The sequence below is a fragment of the Rhizobium azibense genome (assembly GCF_004342325.1).
GTDB classification, from domain to species: Bacteria; Pseudomonadota; Alphaproteobacteria; order Rhizobiales; family Rhizobiaceae; genus Rhizobium; species Rhizobium etli_B.
Genome location: NZ_SMBJ01000003.1, coordinates 43,620 through 59,274 on the forward strand (window position 1 = coordinate 43,620; position 15,655 = coordinate 59,274).

The following is a 15,655-nucleotide window of genomic DNA, read 5'->3' on the forward strand; positions in this document are numbered from 1 at the left end:
AAGACCAGATATGCTCTTGCCGCAACAACGGAGGGCAGATGATGTCTTTGATGTTGAACTCGTCATATTCTCCGGAAGATATCGATGTGCTGAGATTCGCATTGGACGCTTGGTGCGCGGAAAAGCGGATCGATATCAAAAGCCCCGAAGCGCAATTTGCCGCCTCTACTGCGCTCGATCTTTACCAGGCTGGCCATAGCGATAGCGAAAAGCTCTTGACGGCCATGCGTTCGCACAAGCGCCTTTGAGCTGCAATCCAAGCAATGCCTTGAGCGCCCTGCCTCTGCAAGGGCGCTTGTTCATCGCGCCGGCAGTCCCTTCACATTGCACGTCCTGCGTGTATCATCAGATCGTATTTGATTAAATTCTTCAGCAACCGTTAACCGTGCCGCTGTAGGATTTGTTCATCTTCGCATGGGTTGATGTGCGTTCCGCCAGCGCATGAGGACCCGAGTTCCGCGTTTCCCAGGGTGTTCGTGTGCGTGACCGGTTTCGAGACCTAGAGCGGCCTTTGGCCATCCGGAAAAAGGATGTGGTATTGATGGCGACAGTCAGCAGCTTCGAAGGATTGGCGCACCCAACCCGATCCGAGCTGCGACAGTTCGCCGAACTGTTCATGCCGCTTTTTCAGGCCTCTTCCGAAGAAGCGCGCCGCCAGGCGGTTGCCGCACTTTCCCAGTGCAAGACGATACCGCCGGCCGTTGCCCTCTTCATCGGCAGCCAGCCGATTGCAATCGCCGCGCCGTTCCTGACGGCCTCGCGGGCGATCGACGATGACACCTTGATCATCATCGCCCGATCGCAGGGAACCGCCCACGCCCGGGCGATCGTCAGCCGCGACAGCCTTTCGCCGAAGGTCATCGATGCGCTCGTGGCGCTTCGTCAGGCCGAGCCGCGCCAGACTGCGCCTGCCGCCGTCGCCGACATACCGGCAGAAACGCTTGCCCTCCCGCCGAGCGCTGCCGCAATGGACGCGACCGATTTCAGCGAGCGCCTCGCCAAAGAAGAGGCGATGCGCGAAAGGATCAAGGGGCTGGCACGACATCTCGGACGCAATGACGCCAACCGCCTCGGTCTGCGCACGCTGTCCAAGATCCAAGAGGCGCTGCTCGTGCGCTTTGCCCGCGAACGGCAGGCCGGGTCCTTCGCAACGGCGCTTGCCGATGCGCTTTCGGCCAGCCGCTGGCTTGCCGAGCGCATCATGCTCGATATCTCCGGCCAGCAGCTCGCAACGACACTGACCAGCCTCGGCATGGGCTTTCTCGATGCCGTCTTCGTACTGGAGAGATTGTACCCGCACCTTGCCGAGCCCCAGCATAACGTCACCCGCGCCTGGATGGTGCTGGATGCGCTCGATCCGGAGGAATGCCATCACCGGGTCGAAGCCTGGCGTCGCGCCGACAGCTACACCTACGGTCCGCAAGACCAGGCGCCGGCGGAGCAGGCCGCCGCTCCCGTCCCGCCGGCCGTGCGCCAGGTGCCGCCGGCACGCCACATCCGCATCGTCGGCCGCCGGTAAACTCTTAGAGAGGGTTCTTCCGCTCGTCGACCAGCGGCACGATCTCCGCGACGTCGTCGGCTTCGAGCTCGACAATCCAGAGATCCGGATCGAATTTCCGCTCGCGGTCGAGCAGTTCGCGCACCGTCTCGGCCTCCACCTTGTCAAGCCTGATCTCGAAAAGACGCATGCCGCTCTCCTCCTCGTCGAAGAAGCTCTGCGGGGCAGGCGCGTAGAGCGTTTCGCGCCCGTCGCGGAAAAGCTGGCGGATGAAGACGGCACCCGCTTCCTGCGCCCCCTTCTTCTCGACAGCGGCGAAATTTCCCCTGGCGAAAACGCGGCGCACGAGGGCGGAAACGAAGATGTCGGTGCGCAATCTCATGGGCGCGGTATAGACCGGCGGAGTGCGGGCGGCAACGCTAGACCTTTACCGCCAGCCTCAGTCCGCCCCAATGCCGCCCGCAGACGGTGATCGGCGCGGAAATGTCCTTCATCATCACGAAATTGCCGCCGCCCATGTCGCGGCGATAGGTCTGCACGAGGAAAGGTGCCGTGCTTTTTCCCGCTGCAAGGCCGACGCGGTCGTTGAAGATGCGCCGGTTGCGGCAGTTGGCGGTGTTCCACACCGTGTCGCCGGGCCGTTGGGGTTCGGAGAATCTCCGGTTGTGCGTCGGCAGGTAGCCGTTCTCGTCGACCGCCGCGCAAAAGGCAATGCGCTCGTCGCAGGCTGCGACGGGCTCTTGAATCGGCGGCAGCAGGCGGTCGGTGAGCTCCGTGAATGCCGCCATGAGCTGCACCGGATCGGTTCCCGGGATCGGCCGGTACTGCCGGTTGAACAACGCCTCGAGGCCGATGTGCCCTTCGGCGAGGGCATGTTCGAAAACATCGGAAATCGCGGCGGCCACCCCTTGCGCCTTGGCGATCCAGAGGCTGTCTGCCGTTTGCACACCGGCGCTCGCGGTCAACTGCACCAGTTTCTCGGAAAGGCCGACGACGCTGTCGACGCGCTTTGCGGCATGCTGGAGCTTCACGTTGGAATTCAGCACTTCGGCCGACATCTCGCCGAGCTTGGCGACAAAACCGGCGCATTGCTGGTCGACGGCCTCGGTGGTCCTTGCCATGACCGTCGAGCTGTCGAGGATGCGGGTGATCACATGCTCCATCTTGCCGAATGCGCCGCGCATTGCCTCGGACTTGTCCTTGGCGCCGGCAGCACTTTCGCGCGCACCGCTGCCTGCCGCCGACAGACGGTCGATCCTGATGCGCAGCTCGTCTAGCGTTTCCTGGATCGAGCCAGTGGCCTTGGAGGTCTGCAGCGATAGTGCCCGGATTTCCGAGGCGACGACGGCAAAGCCCTTGCCCGCCTCGCCGGCGCGCGCCGCCTCGATTGCGGCGTTGAGTGCCAGAAGGTTCGTCTGCCGCGCGATCGTGCTGATTTCTGCAGCAACCTTGTCGACATCGGCAAGCGATTTGGAGAAGGTATTGATCTCGGCGCTGATCTCCTCGGAGGACTCCACCATATGGCCTATCTCTTCGACCGAGCCCGACAGACGGCCGGCCGATTCCTTCAGCATGTGCCGGGCCTCCGCTGCCGTCCGGTCCGTCTCGTTGAGCGACACGGCAACTGCCCGGTTCGTCTCGGCGATCGAAAGGGCTGTCCGCGTCACATGGTCGAATGCCGTCGCATGGCGCGCAGACATCGCCGCCATATCCTGGATGGCGCCGGCGATATCGACGAGATCGATGCCGAGCGTGGATGCCTCTTCGGCGAGTTTGGAAAGGACATGCCGCAATGCCACCGCGCTGTGTCCAGCCGGCTCATCGGCAACCTCCTCCACCGTCTTCAGTGCATACATGACCCCGGCTCCCCCAAGCAAATTGGGAAAGCTTCGGGTAATATGGTTAATAAGTTGCAAACACAGGCGACGGCTTAGACTTGGGTTGTAGGGCAATGCCCGATTCGGGTCAAAGTGTCCTGGTTCTTGCGCTCAGCATGCGCCTTTCTGGTGGTTGCCAGAAGCTCGGACCTCAGCTTCTCTGGATCGGTGATCCTGATCTTATAGAGATGGGCGAGCCAGATGCCGTCGGCAGCAAGGCGCGCGATCCTCAAATGCGTATCGCCATCCGTCTCGTTGTGGCGCCGCGCCCTTTCCTCGATCCAGCTTGCCATGAGGTCGCGCAGATACGGATCCGTCAGCGCCGAAATCGTCAGCGGCGCCCACTGGCCGCCCTTGGTGCAGAGATTGTTTTGGAAGACCGAGTCGATGTAGGCGCGCGTGAACGAGCCATAGGGCTCGGGGTCATTGGCCATGCGGGCATCGATATCGTCATCGATCGCTTCAAGAAGTTCACCGAAGACGGCGTCGATCAGGTCCTTCTTGCTCGGAAAATGATGGATGAAGCCGCCCTTGGTCACGCCCGCTGCGTCGGACACGGCCTGAACGGTCACAGAGGCAAGCCCTTCCCGCACGGCAAGTTTTGCCGCTTCATCGATCAGGGTCCGCTTGACCAGCTCCGGCTGTTTCCTGCGCCTGTATGAACTTTCCATCGTCTTGTCTCTTGCCCCCCGGCACGCAATCAGCGCACGCAATCAGAGCGTGCGGCGCGATGGCTGTTGTGTGTGTCGCACAAAATAACATCTGTATTGCTTCGGGCAAATTCTTTTGAGAAGTTCGAGATCGTGCCGCAGCGGTGACAATGCGTGAGCTGGGCGTGAGGGCGGCGCCTCCGAGGTCCGGACGACCTGTACCCGCCAGCCCGGTTCATGTATCAGTCGAGAGCCGGGCGGAAAGAAATCATAAGCGATGAGGGATCGTGCGTTCAAAAACTGGGGAAAATGTAAAGAGGCCGCGCGGGCGTCCTAAAAGCGTGGACACCGATCAGCGACGGGATGAGATAATCGCCGTGGGATGCGATGTCTTTATCGAATACGGATACATCAACACGACGGTTGATTTGCTAGCGGCCCGATGCGGCATTTCCAAAAGAACCTTCTACGAGTTCTTCAATGGAAAAGCTGACCTTCTGGGCGATGTACTGAAATCCCGAAGCCAATCCATTTTCCTCGTCCCGGAAACCGAAGACCTTCCGCTGGTGGAACAGCTCGCCGGCATCTTCTTTATCGGTGAAGACGATTCGGCAGACACGGCCGCCATGAAGCACTACTTCATGCTCGAGGTCGGCTGGGAAGCGGCGGAGCAGGTTGCGCAATTGCGGGACGATTTCAGCCTCGCACGTGCAGACCTCGCCGAATGGCTCAGGCAGATGAAGCAGAAGGGCCGCATAACGGTTGATGACGCAGACGCTGCAGCCACCATGCTGGTCGGCATCGTCTTCGGAAGCCTGAGCATCGGCCGGGCGGAAATGGACCTGGAAGAACGCGCGAAACGGACTCGGGCCTATCTTCGTTCGAGCCTCAGGATTTTCGCCAATGGACTGACTGCCTGAAAGTGAAGAAGAGCCCGGCTGGGATACCGGGCTCTTCCCTCGAAACTGATCAGAGGTCTATTCGGATCAGTTTTATAGCGTTTGACTAGAAGTCGCGCTGAAGGCGGAAGAAGCCTTCGACCCAGTCCTGATCGGCCGCATTGTCGTGATCGTCCGAAACATAGGTTGCAGTGAGCTTTGTGGAAAGATTTTCCACGACCTCGTAATCGAGCGTAACGCCGGCGCGCAACTCGCTGCCGCTGTCCCAGCTGCCATTTGCGTCGGCATCGATGTTGTCGATGTACTGGACAGCCGGTGTGACCGTGAACTTGTCGGTGGCCTTGAGCGCGTACTGGGCAGCCACGGACCATTCGCCGGCATCGTAATAGCCGTTGAAGCCCTGATCGCCGAGACCGGTCGAATAGATACCGGCAACAGAGAGCGTTCCCGGGCCAACGTCAACACCGACCTTTGCAAGTACCGCACCTTCCTGGGCGTCGGTATCGTAAGCGCCGATGATCGCATAGGTGAAGCCGCCGAGCTTGCCACCGATGGAACCGTCGATGCCGAGGTTGTTGGCATTGCCGCCCTCTGTCTGGACCAGTTCTTCGAGAGCAATACCGGCATAGAAGTCGCCAGCGTCGTACTGATAGCGGATGGAATTCTGCTTTGTCGAACCATCGAGAGTCGTCATGACATCGGTTTCGCCCGAAAAGTCATCATCCCACCAGTTGGCGAACTTACCAACACGGAAGCCGGCAAGATCGATGTAGGCTTCGTCGATGCCGGTGCTGTCTTGAGAACTGCCGAACGTCGACGATGCCCCAGCCGAACGAGCATCGCTGTCAACTTCGTTCGGGCGGAAATTGGATTCAAGAATGATCGCACTCGTAAGAACGCCATATTCCGTATCGCTCTTTGCGATGACGTTGATGTGCGCACGCGTGCGGGCATCCCAGTCCTCAGAACCGTTGTTCTTCAATGCGTCGCCAGCACCGAAGCCAACGTCGAAACGGATGTACCCGCCGATCTGGAGGCAGGTTTCGGTGCCCGGGATGTAGAAGTAGCCGGTGCCGTAGGCGTCGCAGACCCGGACGTACTCGACCGGTTCCGGTTCGGCAGCGACGATGGCGTCGGCGGCCTGAGCACCGGAAACTACTGCGAGGGCAGCAGCGGAGCCGAGAAGAAGGCTCTTAATGTTCATTTTTGTCTCCGTTCCAGAGGCCAACCGCCAAGGTTGGCTCTTGCTAGCGCGATGGATGCGGTCCCCTGAAATTTCAGTCCGCCAGGAGTTGCCGGGGCAATTTGCTGCGGCAACGCAACCTTTAGAACAGGCGATGCGCCAGCCCGTCAATTATTTAATAAACGCCTTCGTACCAAAATTAATTTCCAACCAATGCACGTTGTATTTTTGCCACAATCGCGCCCGGAACGAACAGGATTTAGACGTCAATATCGCCCTGCCCCGCACAAGCTGACGAGGCCTCTGCACGGGTCGTGAACAGCAGCCAGTCGGGCGCCGTGCAGGCCCATCCGGTCAGGCGGCCTCTTTGCAGCGGCAACCTCTCACGAAGAGGTGGATGCACCCTTTGAGATAGCCAATAAGGCTCGATCTGTCCGGCAAGCCGCCACCTGCGGTCAACCGGGATGCCATTCCTCCAAACATCATCGAGATGAGCATCATTGCCGCATGGTCCGGGTCTTCGATGTCAAGCACGCGCTTTGCATCCTGAAACGACAGCCAGTCGGCCAGCTGCGCTATCGCTCTTTGCCCGTTGCAGTCCTGCGCTTCTCGCTGCAATTTCGACCCGGGGGGATAGAGCGCGCTGATGCATCCCTTGATCTTTCGCTCGACTTCGGCCGGGTCGGCTTGGTCAAGATGGAAGATCACCATCAGGACATCTTCAGGAACCCGCGTTTCATCAAGCGGACGAGGAAGCTGAAGGAGTCTTCGTGGCGGTGCCACGCGAGAAGTGCTCCACTGAAGAGCGAAGCCCGTGATGTAATTTCGTGCTCGTGAGTTCAACGATCGGGTGATCGAGGCGAACCGGGAAATGTCGGAGTAGACAACCTCGAAAGTGAGGTCCTTTGCCCCTCGAAGGAGCCGAAAAGTCTGATCGCCCCCCAGGTGAAACTCAGCCACGCTCGATTTGGATATTGCCGGATAGAGCGAGGAGAAATGGTCGAAAAGAACCTTGTAAAGCCGCGGGTTGTCCGCGCTGCTCAGGGAGGCGATTGATTTATACATGACGCGATCAGAAATGTTTGTTTCGGATAGGGCGCTGCCGGAATCTTGAAACAACATTCGGGCCATCCCGGCAGGCAAAAATCTTTGACCTGGCCGACCATGGGCCGTCGGCCAACAGTATCGAATAAAGATACCATACGGCTGGTATCTTTCAAGCGTAGCCGACCACGGTCTCGAAACGCAACTCTTCGCCAACCAGCGGCCGATGACAATCAGGATTACATTTCGATATTGCCCTAACGAATTTCAAGGCCCCTGCAGGCATTGTCGTTGCAAATTTCCACGGTGCGAACACCGGTACGTCACCGCCAGATCGTTGGTTCCTTTCAGGCTTCGAAGCTCCCCTCACCTGGCTTCACACGGAAGACGGAAGGAGACGCGACAACGCGCCGCAATGCCTCGATCGATGGGACGGCGATGGCAGAGCCGGCCGTGCCGGCGTTTCGGATCGATCAGGCAAATGGTCGCGCGCCAGCGACCTTCTCGAAAGTGCAGAACTGGAATTGCTGCACCGATCCCCATGGCGTCGTGTGTTCATGCCGGCACGTTGCGGCAAGCTTGAAGCCGCTGCCGAGAACCGCCTGCAGACCTTGCGCATCGTAGCGGGCGACCGGCAGGCCGCTGCATCTTTCCGGTCCGTCGGGCGCAAAGGTGCCGATCACGGCTTTGCCGCCATTCTTGAGAGCCTGCCACAACACCCGGACATAGGCCTCTTGGTCGGCCGCCTCCGTCAGGAAGTGAAAGGCGGCGCGATCGTGCCAGAGATCATACTGGCGACCCGGCGTCCAGGCGGTGATGTCCGATATGATCCACTCGACACGCGTTGCATCCATCAGTCGCGACTTAGCCGTCTCGATGGCCGCGGCAGACAGATCGAGGACGCTGATATGGGCCTGGCCCGATGCCACAAGTGCATCAACCAGCCGCGAGGTTCCGCCGCCGATGTCGATCACGGACATTTCCGGCATCAGCCCGGCTTGACGCAGAAGGACCATCGAGAGCTCCGGCGTCTCCTCGTACCAACTGACTTCGCTGTCCGCCTTGGTCGTGTAGACAGTCTGCCAGTGGGCTTGCCGGTCACTTGTGGACATAACCCACTCCTTGTTGAGGAAGAAAGTTTACCAGATTTCCAGCAAGCGTGCCGAAGGAAGCGCCAAACCCATTACCAAGCTTGATCGGCCCGCATCCCAGCCTATCCTTGCCTGTCCGTGAAGGTGTCCGCAGTGCCGTTTCCCTGCAACGAAGGAAGACACGATGCCCACTTTGAGCAATGGCAGTGAGCTTGCCGTATGGGAAGACATCAACAACGAGAGCCCCGATGCGATACTTTTCAGCGTAACGGAAACGGACGGCGACGTCCTCGGACCGGGGGGCGCACATACGGATTATCCGTTTGGCTGGGTCGATCTTGCCTCGGTCGACGTGTTCGACGGCTTCTTTACCGTCACCACCTTTACCAATGACGGCAGGACCGAGATCTTCACGACTGTGGAAACTATCGTCTTCGACAATGAAGGCCGCTATATCCGCACGCTTTCGGACCAGGCAGCCTATCTTTCGACCGAGATTGTCTCCGTCGCTGCCGAAAGCCCCGACGACATAGTGGTTACATGGCAGGGCGCCAACGAATATTTCGGCGGCGAAAACACCCAGTACGGTCCGCATCAGATCATCCTGGAAGGCGGCGCGCTGCAGTCCGACACCTTCGTCAACCATCAGCCCAGCGCCGCCGACATGAGCTTCACGCTTTCGCCGGGCCAATCGCTAGACGACATCGAGTTCAGCGCGACGGATGCCGATTTCGACCTGTTGAGCTTCGTCGTCGTGGACGGACCGGACCACGGCACGCTGCAGCAGGAGACGCGATATGAAGCAGGCTATTACCCGTTCCACCAGGGCCAGTATGCGGGCAGCCTGCACTATCACCAGGACTACCTTAACGGCAACCTCTTCGACTATTCTCCATCGGCCGGCTTCACCGGCACCGACAGTTTCACGGTTTATGCCACAGACGGCCAGGGCAACAGCAATCTGGCGACGATCACCATCATGATCGGGCGGCCGGCCGAAGAGATCGCGCTCACCGATGCGAAAGACGTCGCCAGCTATGAGGCCTACGATCGCCCGGTTCTCGTTGCCGCGATGGGCGGCAATGACCAGATCACCGGCAGCGCGTTCGACGATACCGTTGATGGCGGCGCTGGCAAGGACCGCCTGCGCGGCGGCAGCGGCAACGACACTCTCAACGGCGGAACCGGCCACGACAGGATCTATGGCGGGGCGGGCGGCGACATATTCGTTTTCGACACCGAACCCGGCCCGGCGAACTGCGACAAAATCCTCGACTTCAGCTCCGCTGACGACGTCTTCAGGCTGGACAGCTCCGTTTTCGTCGGAGTTGCGGCGGGCGCGCTCGACACCGATGCCTTCGCCAAGGGCAGAGCCGCGCTGGATGAGGACGACCACATCATCTACGATACATGCTCCGGCCGCCTGTTCTTCGATGCAGACGGGAGCGGCGATGCGGCAGCGGTGGCCTTTGCGGCCGTGAGCCGTGGCACATCACTTGTCGCCGACGACTTCCACTTCTTCTAGGCGAGAATGTTTGCCCACTTACACATGGGTGTAGCTTCCTGTCCGGGACGGCTCGACCAATGTTTGAGATTAACTCAATTGATTCAATTTGTTATAAAAATTTTTAGCGGGCGGCAGTTGCCATGTTGCATTGCATCATGATCCAAAACCTTCTACCATGTGGCGAGGCCGCGGGCAACGCCATGGAAACCATGTTCGAATAAGGATGTCAGATGTTTGATACTCCCAAATCTCGGCCGAAAGACCTCGAAGCCATTGCCCGCACAGGCGGGGCCTTTCGCCGCATGGCAGCGCGCGTACCAACCTATTTGACCGACTTCAAGGAAAATCCCGCCTGGCTGCCGATGTTCCTGCTGGCGCGCACGATGCCTTTCCGCCGCGCCCATTGGCTGACCGCCAGACCAGCTCCGTCTTCGCCAACGGCAGCACCGTCAATGTTTGGCGGGATCAAGGCGGACAAAGCAGCCGCGGAACTGCGAAGAAATGGCATCTTCACCGGCCTCACTTTGCCGCCAGCCGTCCATGAGGAAATCGCCCGTTTTGCACGCGAGACCCCGTGTTTCGGTAATTTCGAGCGCAAGATCGAGTTTCTTGCCGCAGAGCATGCCGAAGCCGAACGCCGCTTCGGGCGCACGATATTGAGCGGCCATCATTTCGAGCGGGTTTTGCAATGCAAGGCAGCGGTCGCCGTGCAGCAAGACCCGTTGCTTCTCGATATCGCCCGGCATTATCTCGGCGGCGAGGCAAAGTTGATCACCACGCGAACATGGTGGAGTTTCCCGACGACGTCTGCCTCGGAAGCCGATCTCAGCCGCGCCTCGTTCAAGTTCCACTTCGATCTCGACGACTGGCGGATGCTGAAATTCTTCTTCTATCTTTCCGACGTCGACGCAGATGCCGGTCCGCATGTCTATGTCCAAGGCAGCCACAACCGTCGCCGGATGAAGCATCAGTTGACGCTGCTTGTCGGGCATCCGGCCGAAGACGTGCTTGGCTTCTACGGCAAGGAGAGCGCGCTCACGCTGATGGGAAAGGCAGGCACCGGCTTTGTCGAGGATCCATTCGGCTTCCATATGGGAACGCTCGCCAAGCATACGCCGCGCCTGATGATGGAAGTCGGATTCGGCGTGTCGAAGCCGTCAAAGCGCCGTTATCACGGCGAGCCGGTGATCAGATAACGGTCCCCGGATGTTCTGTACCCGGCACGCCTGGACCGGCCTCGGCTGATTGGATGCGCTTTCAAGTGCGGCCGCCGCTGCGGTCAGGCCTCCGGACAACCGTCCCGCAATTTACGCCATGTGGTGACGTTCAGCTCCATCTCGCAGCGCGCGAGATAAGACGCCCCGCCCACCCTGATGCAGACAGTCTGGCCAAGCTCGTACTTCGTGCCATCCCGATTGCGGCAGGTGCAGCGAGATTCAGGGTGCGCCGCAGCGACGCTCGCTGCGGCCACGGCCAATGATAGCGTTGCAATCAATCTGGCGTGCTGGCGTTCCATAGACCGAGCATAGCGCAAATGTTCTCGCTTGGCACGAAGCAAGGTGGCTCATTGCCTGAACGGCAGCTTCAGCAACCATCGAACCTTGCCGGGCATGACCTCGGCCCCCAGGCGGCTCAGGGCGCCGGACGGATTTTATCGCTTCAAGTTGCGCTTCCGGCGCGAAAGATGCCTCGCCTTAGATCGCCCCGATTTCCTTCAACTTCTTCAACACCGCCTCGTTGGGCTCACCGGTTTCGGGCAGGTTGTAATGCTTCTGGAAGCGGCGGATGGCGGTTCGGGTCTGTTCGCCGGCGACACCGTCGACGCCGACATTTGCATAGGCCATGTTGGAAAGGCCCTTCTGGATTTTCAGTACCAGATCGACATTGGTGAGCTCGGATGATGGAACCTGCTTCGGGGCGGAAGGCGCGGTCTTGATCTGCTTTTCGGCGCTGCGGATGGCGGCAGCCACCGGATCCTCGGTCGAGGCTTTCGAAGTCACGTCCTCGCGCGGTTTCTCGGCGGGGACGGCCGAAGTGCCGATGGAATCGGTCTTCAGCGCGGCAAGCACGTCCACCGTCGCATCGCCGCTCTGCGGCATGCCGACGGTTTCCTGGAAAAAGAGGATGGCGGCGCTGGTGCGCGGGCCGATGATGCCGTCGGCCGCGCCGTTATAGAGGCCGCGGCGGATGAGCTCCTTCTGGATGTCCATGACGAGCTGGCTAGGCTCTTGGCCGGGTGCTGCGGCCGGCGGCGTCGCGTTGGTGGTCGTTGCAGCGCCATCATCGCCCGGACGTTCGATCTTGAAAGTCGTGACATCGCCTGGATGCGGCTCTTCTACGGCCGGACGGCCGATCGAGAAGGGCGCTAGCACGTCGCGGGTGCGGAAGAAGGGATGCGGATGCGTGCCCGGCTGATACCAGAGCGCATTGGCGGCGACGAAGCTGAAGATGACGATAAAGGCTGTGGTGCCGCCTGCGACCGAGGGATTGCGCGCAATGACGCCGCCCAGCGCGGATGCGCCGGTCATGCCCAAGCCGCCGAGCGCGGCAGCTCCTGTAAGAAGCAGGCTCGGCTGCTGCCGGCCTCTCCTTCCCTTAGGCAATTTTCGCTTGCGCGCGGCCATCGAAAAGCCCCTCTTTTAGTCCGGCGACATTCGTCGTCGCAATTTTCAGGCGCGGCGGGAAATCGAGTGCCCCGGCCTTTTCCGCATGCGCGCCACCGGCGCCGGAACCATCCGCCGCGATCGAAATGGTGATGACCGTGCCTTCGCCGGGAATGCTGGCAATCGCGAAATGTCCGCCATGCAGCGCCACGAGGCCCTTCACCAGCGACAGGCCAAGGCCTGTGCCCTCGTAATGACGTGTATAATCGTTCTGCACCTGCATGAAGGGCTGGCCGAGCGATTCAAGCCTGTCGGCGGGAATGCCGATGCCGGTGTCGGCGACGCTGATCTGCAGGATGCCGTCGCGCACCGCCGCATCGACGGTGATGGCACCGCCGGCATCGGTGAACTTCACGGCATTGCCGACGAGATTGATGAGGATCTGCTGGATGGCGCGCTGGTCGGCGACGACCTCGTCGAGGCCGCGCTGGATGCGGCTCGTCAACGTCACGCCCTTGCCCTTGGCCTGTAGCGCAAGCATCGCCTCGCAGGAACGGACCGAGGCGGCGATATCGAACGGTTCGAGCACAAGCTCATAGCGGCCGGCCTCGATCTTGCTCATGTCGAGCATGGTATTGACGACGGAAAGCAGGTGCGCGCCGGACTCGCGTACCAGCGTCACGTATTCGCGCTGGCGCTCATTGTCGAACTTGCCGAAATATTCGCCGAGCAGGATATCGGAGAAGCCGAGGATGGCGTTCAGCGGCGTGCGCAGCTCGTGGCTGACGGCGGCGAGGAAGCGCGACTTGGCATCGTTGGCGGATTCGGCATCGGCCGCCCGGCTTTGGGCTTCCATGCGCAGCTCCTGTTCGACCGAGACGTCGCGGAGCTGGGCGACGACGGCCACGAGCTCGCCGTCCTCATCGCGCCGCGCCGTCATGTCCATCCTGAGATGGGCGAACTGGCGAAGATCACGGGAAACGCAGGGGCGGTCGATGCGAAGGTCGACGCTGGCACGCTCATCGCCCTGGCGCAGCCGGTCGAGCGCCTGCAGGACGAAGATGCGGTCGGAGACATGCACCTGCTCTATGAAGCCCCTGCCCTTCGGATCGCGCATCCAGGCGAGGAACTCGAAGCAGTCGCGGCCACCGGCCGTGGTAACGTTGCCTTGCGGATCGAGGAAGAGGACGAGGCCGGCGCTGTTTTGCATGAAGAAGTCTTCCGCCGGTGCCGCAGCGGCGGCCGAAACGACAGCGCTCTGGCGGGCAAGCGCTATGCTGCCGACGGCTGAAAAGAGAAAGGCAGCGCAGACGGTCGCGACACCTGCGGGCAGAGCCACGGCCGGGCTGGTGACGAAGGAGAGGCCGGCAGGCGCTGCAATCAAGGCCGCGGAAGAGAGGAAAACCAGGCGGCGCAGGATCGCAAGCTCGCGCTCGGCAACAGCTTCACCGCTTCCTGCGCGGGAAAGCCAGCCTGCCGCTGCCCGGTCCACCAGGGCTGCCGCCCGTCCGCCAATGTTACTCAATACGCGCACACGATACCCGCCGAAAGGCTCTTTACACAGTGCGGACAATAGGCCCCGGCCGCTTAAGGAAAGGATAAGGCAAAGCGGCTCTCCACAGCCCAAAAGCTGTAAAAATCCCATTTTGAGCCATCCGCAGGACCCTTTGGTCTTTGTGGTTAATAGCGGGTAAGCGATGGATTTCGCTCACATTTCGGACTTGCGTTAACCTTTGTGGCACGCAGCACTCAGCAAATAGCCGCTTTTGCAGGCAGCCGTCTGCGCTATGCTTAACCCCGATGGCTGCAATTTGACTGAAATGCGGTCGGAATGCCTTTATTTAAAATTCGAACTAAATTTGCCGCAAATGCCGTCAAGTTTCGAAAAGTGGCATTCGCATTTCCCCGCTAGGGTGGAAGCACACCGGAAGACCGGGCCTGATTCGGCGAAAAGACCGGACGGGAAAAACAGGATGGGCAACGACAATGTGGTTTCTGATCAAAGGATCGTTCTGGTTCGGCCTCGTACTGGTCCTCTTGCCGCTCTTCAGCTCGGAAAGCTCGACGCGGCTTGCCAACGACCCGCAAATCCAGTTTTTCGACGCCTTCACCGCCGCAAGCGGCGCCTATGATTATCTCACCGGCATGTGCAACGAGAAGCCGGAGGTCTGCGCCAAGGGCGCAGAAACACTCACCGCCCTCGGCTACCGGGCCCGCGAAGGCGCCCGCGTCGCTTACGAGCTGCTGGACGGCCAGTTCTCGGACGACAAGGCACCGGCTCCAAAGCTTGCCGAGGCGACACCGGCCGCACCGCTTGCCGAGGCTCCCGTTGCAGCCTCTGCTCCTCTTGCAAAGGAGCAGAGGGCTGCCGCACTGAACCAGCCGATGCCCTACCGCCCCCCGGTGGAGGACGAATCGGTTTCCGACAAGGTCGTAACGGGCGCCATTCCGTTGCCGACACCGAAGCCGGTCCTATAAAAAATCCGCGGAGTTCTTTCGCCCAAGCTTGCACAGGCGATCCCCGTCGATACGGAGATCCCCCGTGCCTGACGTGCCTGCCCTGTTTGATTTCAGCATTTTTTGCTGCGCCGTGAGGATGCCCATCCTTCACGGCGTTTTTTTCTGCATTCCAGGGATAGGCATGCTGGCCACGCAGGCCGCCCTTGATCTTGAGGCGGTCGCCGTTTCGGATCGGTGGGCGACGCCAACGGCTTGTCTCCAAGGTCGGGGGTTTGTGTTTAGCGACCTCGCTTTGCCACAGCGCTGATCGCTATCCACCCTCCTCATTGGATCTGCCTAATTTCGGGTTTTTCTTTTTAATGGTTCAAAAGCAGCGGCAGTTCACCTATATCACTCACAATAGTGAAAGGGCCGCTTATGGCATCTCTCGAAGAGATCATCGACGACTTCTCCTTCCTCGACGACTGGGAGGATCGCTACCGCTATGTCATCGAGCTCGGCAAGGGGCTGCCGGACCTGCCGGACGACAAGAAGACGTCTGCCAACAAGGTGATGGGCTGCGCCAGCCAGGTCTGGCTCGTGACGCATCCCCAGGGCAATCCTGAAAATCCGGTGCTGATCTTCGAGGGCGATTCGGACGCGCATATCGTGCGTGGCCTCGTCGCCATCGTGCTCGCCACCTATTCCGGCAAGAAGGCCTCGGAAATTGCAGGCCTCGATGCCTTCGATATCTTCTCCAAGATTGGCCTGGTCGAGAACCTGTCGTCGCAGCGCTCCAACGGGCTGAGGTCCATGGTGAACCGCATCCGGGAAGAAGCGCGGGTGAGAGTGGCGGCTTAAGCG

17 protein-coding genes are annotated in these 15,655 nt (G+C 60.4%); 8 read left to right on the top strand and 9 right to left on the bottom strand.

The features are described from left to right. Window positions 1-41: 41 nt before the first annotated feature. Together EV130_RS07745 and EV130_RS07750 are read left to right on the top strand one after the other, a co-directional pair. The gene (locus EV130_RS07745; RefSeq protein WP_074063092.1) at window positions 42-248 is read left to right on the top strand and encodes a hypothetical protein; all 207 of its coding nucleotides are present in this window, start codon (window positions 42-44) and stop codon (window positions 246-248) included. A gap of 230 nt (window positions 249-478) precedes the next feature. Then, complete coding sequence (locus EV130_RS07750; protein ID WP_132659893.1) at window positions 479-1,519, top strand: DUF2336 domain-containing protein; 1,041 nt, start codon at window positions 479-481, stop codon at window positions 1,517-1,519. Window positions 1,520-1,523: 4 nt separating this feature from the next. Here EV130_RS07750 and EV130_RS07755 read toward each other — a convergent pair whose 3' ends face one another. The 3 genes from EV130_RS07755 to EV130_RS07765 all read right to left on the bottom strand — a co-directional run bounded on the left by EV130_RS07755 (window position 1,524) and on the right by EV130_RS07765 (window position 4,046). After that, window positions 1,524-1,880, bottom strand: coding sequence for a DUF1491 family protein (locus EV130_RS07755; RefSeq protein ID WP_074060617.1), 357 nt, complete (start codon window positions 1,878-1,880; stop codon window positions 1,524-1,526). A 37-nt stretch (window positions 1,881-1,917) separates the two neighbouring features. Then, on the bottom strand, window positions 1,918-3,354 hold the full coding sequence (locus EV130_RS07760; protein WP_132552729.1) for a methyl-accepting chemotaxis protein: 1,437 nt from the start codon (window positions 3,352-3,354) through the stop codon (window positions 1,918-1,920). 74 nt (window positions 3,355-3,428) lie between these two features. Further along, entirely contained in the window at window positions 3,429-4,046 is a 618-nt protein-coding gene (locus EV130_RS07765) for a TetR/AcrR family transcriptional regulator (RefSeq protein ID WP_132659895.1), read from the bottom strand. A 320-nt stretch (window positions 4,047-4,366) separates the two neighbouring features. On the opposite strand from EV130_RS07765, the gene EV130_RS07770 reads away from it, so the two are divergent. Then, complete coding sequence (locus EV130_RS07770) at window positions 4,367-4,945, top strand: TetR/AcrR family transcriptional regulator (protein WP_165918509.1); 579 nt, start codon at window positions 4,367-4,369, stop codon at window positions 4,943-4,945. Window positions 4,946-5,030: 85 nt separating this feature from the next. Here the strand turns inward: EV130_RS07770 and EV130_RS07775 are convergent, their stop codons facing one another. Then, the gene (locus EV130_RS07775) at window positions 5,031-6,128 is read right to left on the bottom strand and encodes a porin (protein WP_132659899.1); all 1,098 of its coding nucleotides are present in this window, start codon (window positions 6,126-6,128) and stop codon (window positions 5,031-5,033) included. On the opposite strand from EV130_RS07775, the gene EV130_RS07780 reads away from it, so the two are divergent. Beyond that, a complete protein-coding gene (locus tag EV130_RS07780; protein ID WP_132552731.1) occupies window positions 6,121-6,402 on the top strand; it encodes a hypothetical protein in 282 nt (93 codons plus the stop codon). The two genes, EV130_RS07775 and EV130_RS07780, sit on opposite strands and share 8 nt — an antisense overlap. Window positions 6,403-6,461: 59 nt before the next feature. On the opposite strand, the gene EV130_RS07785 is transcribed toward EV130_RS07780, so the two are convergent. Both EV130_RS07785 and EV130_RS07790 read right to left on the bottom strand, forming a co-directional pair. After that, window positions 6,462-7,229 carry a hypothetical protein gene (locus tag EV130_RS07785; RefSeq protein ID WP_132659901.1) on the bottom strand — a complete coding sequence of 256 codons (768 nt, stop codon included), beginning with the start codon at window positions 7,227-7,229 and terminating at the stop codon, window positions 6,462-6,464. A 395-nt stretch (window positions 7,230-7,624) separates the two neighbouring features. Further along, entirely contained in the window at window positions 7,625-8,263 is a 639-nt protein-coding gene (locus EV130_RS07790; RefSeq protein WP_132659903.1) for a class I SAM-dependent methyltransferase, read from the bottom strand. A gap of 163 nt (window positions 8,264-8,426) precedes the next feature. Here EV130_RS07790 and EV130_RS07795 point away from each other — a divergent pair, with 163 nt between their 5' ends. After that, complete coding sequence (locus tag EV130_RS07795) at window positions 8,427-9,767, top strand: calcium-binding protein (protein ID WP_132659905.1); 1,341 nt, start codon at window positions 8,427-8,429, stop codon at window positions 9,765-9,767. Window positions 9,768-9,979: 212 nt separating this feature from the next. Further along, on the top strand, window positions 9,980-10,945 hold the full coding sequence (locus EV130_RS07800; protein WP_074060609.1) for a phytanoyl-CoA dioxygenase family protein: 966 nt from the start codon (window positions 9,980-9,982) through the stop codon (window positions 10,943-10,945). An 83-nt stretch (window positions 10,946-11,028) separates the two neighbouring features. On the opposite strand, the gene EV130_RS33245 is transcribed toward EV130_RS07800, so the two are convergent. The 3 genes from EV130_RS33245 to EV130_RS07815 form a co-directional block, all read right to left on the bottom strand. After that, window positions 11,029-11,265, bottom strand: a complete 237-nt coding sequence (locus tag EV130_RS33245; RefSeq protein ID WP_074060608.1) for a hypothetical protein — start codon at window positions 11,263-11,265, stop codon at window positions 11,029-11,031. Between the two features lie 178 nt (window positions 11,266-11,443). Continuing rightward, window positions 11,444-12,373 (bottom strand): peptidoglycan-binding protein, encoded by a 930-nt coding sequence (locus EV130_RS07810; protein ID WP_074060607.1) that lies wholly within the window; start codon window positions 12,371-12,373, stop codon window positions 11,444-11,446. After that, window positions 12,345-13,886: a sensor histidine kinase gene (locus tag EV130_RS07815; RefSeq protein WP_074060606.1), complete on the bottom strand. Its 1,542-nt coding sequence runs from the start codon at window positions 13,884-13,886 to the stop codon at window positions 12,345-12,347. Before EV130_RS07815 ends, EV130_RS07810 begins: the two co-directional genes overlap by 29 nt. A 452-nt stretch (window positions 13,887-14,338) precedes the next feature. Here EV130_RS07815 and EV130_RS07820 point away from each other — a divergent pair, with 452 nt between their 5' ends. Together EV130_RS07820 and EV130_RS07825 are read left to right on the top strand one after the other, a co-directional pair. Beyond that, window positions 14,339-14,830: a DUF5330 domain-containing protein gene (locus tag EV130_RS07820; RefSeq protein ID WP_074060605.1), complete on the top strand. Its 492-nt coding sequence runs from the start codon at window positions 14,339-14,341 to the stop codon at window positions 14,828-14,830. 399 nt (window positions 14,831-15,229) lie between these two features. Further along, window positions 15,230-15,652 carry a SufE family protein gene (locus EV130_RS07825; RefSeq protein ID WP_074060603.1) on the top strand — a complete coding sequence of 141 codons (423 nt, stop codon included), beginning with the start codon at window positions 15,230-15,232 and terminating at the stop codon, window positions 15,650-15,652. Window positions 15,653-15,655: the final 3 nt, after the last annotated feature.

Excerpts from the sequence above, each read along its gene's own strand:
- EV130_RS07745 (WP_074063092.1), top strand. The coding sequence starts at position 42 with ATGTCTTTGATGTTGAACTCGTCATATTCTCCGGAAGATATCGATGTG.
- EV130_RS07755 (WP_074060617.1), bottom strand. The coding sequence starts at position 1,880 with ATGAGATTGCGCACCGACATCTTCGTTTCCGCCCTCGTGCGCCGCGTT.
- EV130_RS07760 (WP_132552729.1), bottom strand. The coding sequence starts at position 3,354 with ATGTATGCACTGAAGACGGTGGAGGAGGTTGCCGATGAGCCGGCTGGA.
- EV130_RS07765 (WP_132659895.1), bottom strand. The coding sequence starts at position 4,046 with ATGGAAAGTTCATACAGGCGCAGGAAACAGCCGGAGCTGGTCAAGCGG.
- EV130_RS07780 (WP_132552731.1), top strand. The coding sequence starts at position 6,121 with ATGTTCATTTTTGTCTCCGTTCCAGAGGCCAACCGCCAAGGTTGGCTC.
- EV130_RS07775 (WP_132659899.1), bottom strand. The coding sequence starts at position 6,128 with ATGAACATTAAGAGCCTTCTTCTCGGCTCCGCTGCTGCCCTCGCAGTA.
- EV130_RS07785 (WP_132659901.1), bottom strand. The coding sequence starts at position 7,229 with ATGTTGTTTCAAGATTCCGGCAGCGCCCTATCCGAAACAAACATTTCT.
- EV130_RS07790 (WP_132659903.1), bottom strand. The coding sequence starts at position 8,263 with ATGTCCACAAGTGACCGGCAAGCCCACTGGCAGACTGTCTACACGACC.
- EV130_RS07795 (WP_132659905.1), top strand. The coding sequence starts at position 8,427 with ATGCCCACTTTGAGCAATGGCAGTGAGCTTGCCGTATGGGAAGACATC.
- EV130_RS07800 (WP_074060609.1), top strand. The coding sequence starts at position 9,980 with ATGTTTGATACTCCCAAATCTCGGCCGAAAGACCTCGAAGCCATTGCC.
- EV130_RS33245 (WP_074060608.1), bottom strand. The coding sequence starts at position 11,265 with ATGGAACGCCAGCACGCCAGATTGATTGCAACGCTATCATTGGCCGTG.
- EV130_RS07810 (WP_074060607.1), bottom strand. The coding sequence starts at position 12,373 with ATGGCCGCGCGCAAGCGAAAATTGCCTAAGGGAAGGAGAGGCCGGCAG.
- EV130_RS07820 (WP_074060605.1), top strand. The coding sequence starts at position 14,339 with ATGTGGTTTCTGATCAAAGGATCGTTCTGGTTCGGCCTCGTACTGGTC.
- EV130_RS07825 (WP_074060603.1), top strand. The coding sequence starts at position 15,230 with ATGGCATCTCTCGAAGAGATCATCGACGACTTCTCCTTCCTCGACGAC.